The organism is Shigella sp. FC1661, assembly GCF_001712525.1.
Taxonomy (GTDB): domain Bacteria; phylum Pseudomonadota; class Gammaproteobacteria; order Enterobacterales; family Enterobacteriaceae; genus Escherichia; species Escherichia coli.
Genome location: NZ_MDGW01000190.1, coordinates 1 through 4108, shown reverse-complemented (window position 1 = coordinate 4108; position 4108 = coordinate 1). Strand labels below are relative to the sequence as shown.

General features: G+C 52.5%; 8 protein-coding genes and 1 pseudogene. 8 read left to right on the top strand and 1 reads right to left on the bottom strand.

Features of this window, described 5'->3' with window-relative positions:
* The coding region (locus BFF42_RS12120; RefSeq protein ID WP_000567737.1) for a transposase at nt 1-287 on the bottom strand (287 nt) is incomplete at its 3' end.
* 10 nt (nt 288-297) lie between these two features.
* Here BFF42_RS12120 and BFF42_RS12115 point away from each other — a divergent pair.
* The 8 genes and pseudogenes from BFF42_RS12115 to BFF42_RS26925 all read left to right on the top strand — a co-directional run.
* On the top strand, nt 298-1191 hold the full coding sequence (locus BFF42_RS12115) for a DUF932 domain-containing protein (RefSeq protein WP_000202517.1): 894 nt from the start codon (nt 298-300) through the stop codon (nt 1189-1191).
* 81 nt (nt 1192-1272) lie between these two features.
* Entirely contained in the window at nt 1273-1752 is a 480-nt protein-coding gene (locus tag BFF42_RS12110; RefSeq protein WP_000860059.1) for an antirestriction protein, read from the top strand.
* Nucleotides 1753-1767: 15 nt separating this feature from the next.
* Nucleotides 1768-2244: a JAB domain-containing protein gene (locus BFF42_RS12105; protein ID WP_012421636.1), complete on the top strand. Its 477-nt coding sequence runs from the start codon at nt 1768-1770 to the stop codon at nt 2242-2244.
* Nucleotides 2245-2306: 62 nt separating this feature from the next.
* The gene (locus BFF42_RS12100) at nt 2307-2528 is read left to right on the top strand and encodes a DUF987 domain-containing protein (RefSeq protein WP_000692323.1); all 222 of its coding nucleotides are present in this window, start codon (nt 2307-2309) and stop codon (nt 2526-2528) included.
* A 73-nt stretch (nt 2529-2601) separates the two neighbouring features.
* Nucleotides 2602-2970 (top strand): type IV toxin-antitoxin system cytoskeleton bundling-enhancing antitoxin CbeA, encoded by a 369-nt coding sequence (cbeA, locus tag BFF42_RS12095; protein WP_039060129.1) that lies wholly within the window; start codon nt 2602-2604, stop codon nt 2968-2970.
* Nucleotides 2971-3058: 88 nt separating this feature from the next.
* Nucleotides 3059-3433, top strand: coding sequence for a type IV toxin-antitoxin system cytoskeleton-binding toxin CbtA (cbtA, locus tag BFF42_RS12090; protein WP_000854814.1), 375 nt, complete (start codon nt 3059-3061; stop codon nt 3431-3433).
* The gene (locus BFF42_RS12085) at nt 3430-3624 is read left to right on the top strand and encodes a DUF5983 family protein (RefSeq protein ID WP_000988600.1); all 195 of its coding nucleotides are present in this window, start codon (nt 3430-3432) and stop codon (nt 3622-3624) included. Before cbtA ends, BFF42_RS12085 begins: the two co-directional genes overlap by 4 nt.
* Before the next feature lie 33 nt (nt 3625-3657).
* A pseudogene (locus tag BFF42_RS26925) lies at nt 3658-3750 on the top strand (DUF957 domain-containing protein); the annotation flags it as partial.
* Between the last annotated feature and the right edge of the window lie 358 nt (nt 3751-4108).

Sequence of the window (4108 nt, the reverse complement as noted above, 5' to 3'; positions counted from 1 at the left end):
AGTTCATTTTCCATCGTTTTCTTGCCGAGCAGGCGCTGGAGTTCTTTAATCTGCTTCATGGCGGCAGCAAGTTCAGAGGCAGGAACAACCTGTTCTCCGGCGGCCACAGCAGTAAGACTTCCTTCCTGGTATTGCTTACGCCAGAGAAATAACTGGCTGGCTGCTACACCATGTTGCCGGGCAACGAGGGAGACCGTCATCCCCGGTTCAAAGCTCTGCTGAACAATTGCGATCTTTTCCTGTGTGGTACGCCGTCTGCGTTTCTCCGGCCCTAAGACATCAATCATCTGTACTCCAATGACTAGTCTAAAAACTAGTATTAAGACTATCACTTATTTAAGTGATACTGGTTGTCTGGAGATTCAGGGGGCCAGTCTAGCAAGTCGTTTTGGTTATGCTGCAAACCAGATACGCCGTGACCGTCCGCTGACACATGAAGAACTGATACGCCATGTACCCAGTATTTTTGGGGAAGACCGGCACACCTCCCGCAGTGAACGGTATGCGTACATTCCCACCATTACCGTCCTGGAAAATCTGCAGCGGGAAGGCTTTCAGCCGTTCTTCGCCTGCCAGACCCGTGTGCGCGACCCGGGCCGCCGGGGATACACAAAACACATGCTGCGTCTGCGGCGGGCCGGAGAGATAAACGGAGAACATGTCCCTGAAATTATTCTGCTCAACTCTCATGACGGTACCTCCAGCTACCAGATGCTGCCGGGTTACTTCAGGTTCGTCTGCCAGAACGGGTGCGTCTGTGGCCAGTCTCTGGGGGAAGTGCGTGTTCCACACCGGGGAAATGTAGTGGAGAAAGTTATCGAAGGGGCTTACGAGGTGGTGGGCGTGTTTGACCGGATAGAGGAGAAGCGTGATGCCATGCAGTCGCTGGTCCTGCCGCCACCGGCACGCCAGGCGCTGGCACAGGCGGCACTGACTTACCGTTATGGTGACGAACATCAGCCCGTCACCACCGCCGACATTCTGACGCCGCGACGCCGGGAGGATTACGGTAAGGACCTGTGGAGCGCATATCAGACCATCCAGGAGAATATGCTGAAAGGCGGGATTTCCGGTCGCAGTGCAAAAGGAAAACGTATCCATACCCGGGCCATTCACAGCATTGATACCGACATTAAGCTCAATCGCGCATTGTGGGTGATGGCAGAAACGATGCTGGAGAGCCTGCGCTGATGCCGTTTCCCTGAGTGAGGGAATCATTCAGCTTTCGTTCCTGAAAAACACACATTTATTTGTTATTTAAGGAGTTATCTCATGAAAACCGTTTCTCAGAATACCCCCACAATTTATTCAGCTACAACACCAGAGAATAATCCGCCTCAGTTGGTTGCCAGCCTCGTCCCTGATGAACAGCGCATCAACTTCTGGCCGCAGCATTTTGGCCTCATTCCACAGTGGGTGACCCTGGAGCCCCGTGTCTTCGGCTGGATGGACCGTCTGTGCGAAGACTACTGCGGTGGTATCTGGAATCTGTACACCCTGAACAACGGCGGGGCATTTATGGCACCCGAACCGGATGACGATGATGACGAAACATGGGTACTGTTCAATGCCATGAACGGTAACCGCGCAGAAATGAGCCCGGAAGCCGCCGGTATTGCCGCCTGTCTGATGACGTACAGTCATCATGCCTGTCGTACGGAGAATTATGCCATGACGGTCCATTATTACCGGTTGCGGGATTACGCCCTGCAGCATCCGGAATGCAGCGCCATTATGCGCATCATCGACTGAATGGAGAGAAGCACAATGCAACAACTTTCCTTTCTGCCCGGAGAGATGACTCCCGGCGAGCGCAGCCTCATTCAACGGGCCCTGAAAACCCTGGACCGCCATCTTCATGAACCCGGCGTGACCTTCACCTCCACCCGTGCAGCACGGGAATGGCTGATTCTGAACATGGCGGGACTGGAGCGTGAAGAATTCCGGGTGCTGTATCTGAACAACCAGAATCAGCTGATTGCCGGTGAAACCCTCTTCACCGGCACCATCAACCGCACGGAAGTCCATCCCCGGGAAGTGATTAAACGCGCCCTGTACCACAATGCCGCTGCCGTGGTACTGGCACACAATCACCCGTCCGGTGAAGTCACACCCAGTAAGGCAGACCGGCTTATCACCGAACGTCTGGTACAGGCACTGGGCCTGGTGGATATCCGGGTGCCGGACCATCTGATAGTCGGTGGCAACCAGGTTTTCTCCTTTGCCGAACATGGTCTGCTTTAACCCTTCACAACCACATCACACCTGTTTTCACTTTTATCTTCTGTCTTCAGAGGTATCCCATTATGAAAATTATCACCCGTGGTGAAGCCATGCGTATTCACCAACAACATCCGACATCCCGTCTTTTTCCGTTCTGTACCGGTAAATACCGCTGGCACGGCAGTGCTGAAGCGTATACCGGTCGTGAAGTGCAGGATATTCCCGGTGTGCTGGCCGTGTTTGCTGAACGCCGTAAGGACAGTTTTGGTCCGTATGTCCGGCTGATGAGCGTCACCCTGAACTGAGTGGGAATTCTGATGAGCAGAATTATCGCCACTACCGGACCATTCTTAGCCGATTTTCTGTAAGGATTTTATCGTGTCAGACACACTCTCCGGGACAACACTTCCCGACGACAATCACGACCGCCCCTGGTGGGGGCTGCCCTGCACCGTGACGCCCTGTTTCGGGGCACGTCTGGTGCAGGAGGGTAACCGGTTGCATTACCTTGCCGACCGCGCCGGTATCAGAGGCCTGTTCAGCGATGCAGATGCGTACCACCTGGACCAGGCCTTTCCGCTGCTGATGAAACAACTGGAACTCATGCTCACCAGCGGTGAACTGAATCCCCGCCATCAGCATACCGTCACGCTGTATGCAAAAGGGCTGACCTGCAAAGCCGATACCCTCAGCAGTTGTGGTTACGTTTATCTGGCTGTTTATCCGACGCCCGAAATGAAAAATTAACTCTCCAGAATAGCCTTCTGCTACGGCCTGGTGTTTTCACCACGCCACTTTTCCATTTTTATATCTGCATATCAGGAAAATCTTCAGTATGAAAACATTACCTGTATTACCCGGGCAGGCGGCCAGTTCTCGCCCGTCTCCTGTTGAAATCTGGCAGATACTGCTGTCCCGACTGCTGGACCAGCACTATGGCCTCACACTGAATGACACACCTTTTGCCGATGAACGTGTGATTGAGCAGCATATTGAGGCAGGCATTTCACTGTGTGATGCGGTGAACTTTCTCGTGGAAAAATACGCGCTGGTGCGTACCGACCAGCCGGGATTCAGCGCCTGTACCCGCTCTCAGTTAATAAACAGCATCGATATCCTCCGGGCTCGCAGGGCGACCGGCCTGATGACCCGCGACAATTACAGAACGGTAAATAACATTACCCTGGGTAAGTATCCGGAGGCGAAATGATGACACTGGAAGCCGACAGCGTTAACGTACAGGCGCTGGATATGGGACACATTGTCGTTGACATTGATGGTGTTAATATCACTGAACTGATTAATAAGGCCGCTGAAAACGGTTATTCACTCCGCGTGGTGGATGACCGTGACTCTACCGAAACACCGGCAACTTATGCCAGCCCTCACCAGTTGCTGTAAGACAATGCAGTGATACAGGGTATAGTGCCATTAACCACAGAAACAGCACTGTTGTCCTGTATTAAGCAGGCAAGAGAAGATGTCCTTACCCTGCGCCATCTGCAGCTTCTGCACCAGAACCGGTGAATCTCACTCAACAGGCTTCATTTCTCCTGACGCCAGCCTGAATACAGCTGGCGTTTTCATTTATAAACAGAAAGGAAAACCGATAATAATGGAATGGACGCCCCGACCATGAAGCAACGGTAGGATATTACTGATAAACCTTCCAGTGGAGGTGCGTTATGGCCGTTTTAACGATTAGCATTGACCTGACAAAAAATGAATTCCAAATCCACGGTCTGGGTAGGAACAGAAAAATCTAAGCTCAGAAAACGGATTAAAGTAAGGCAGTATGACTTTCCGTGAGACAGATGCTGGCCAACGTGGGATATTTAACGCGGGTTAACATCGTTGTCAGAGCCGCATGGGTGAGCTGTTGCTA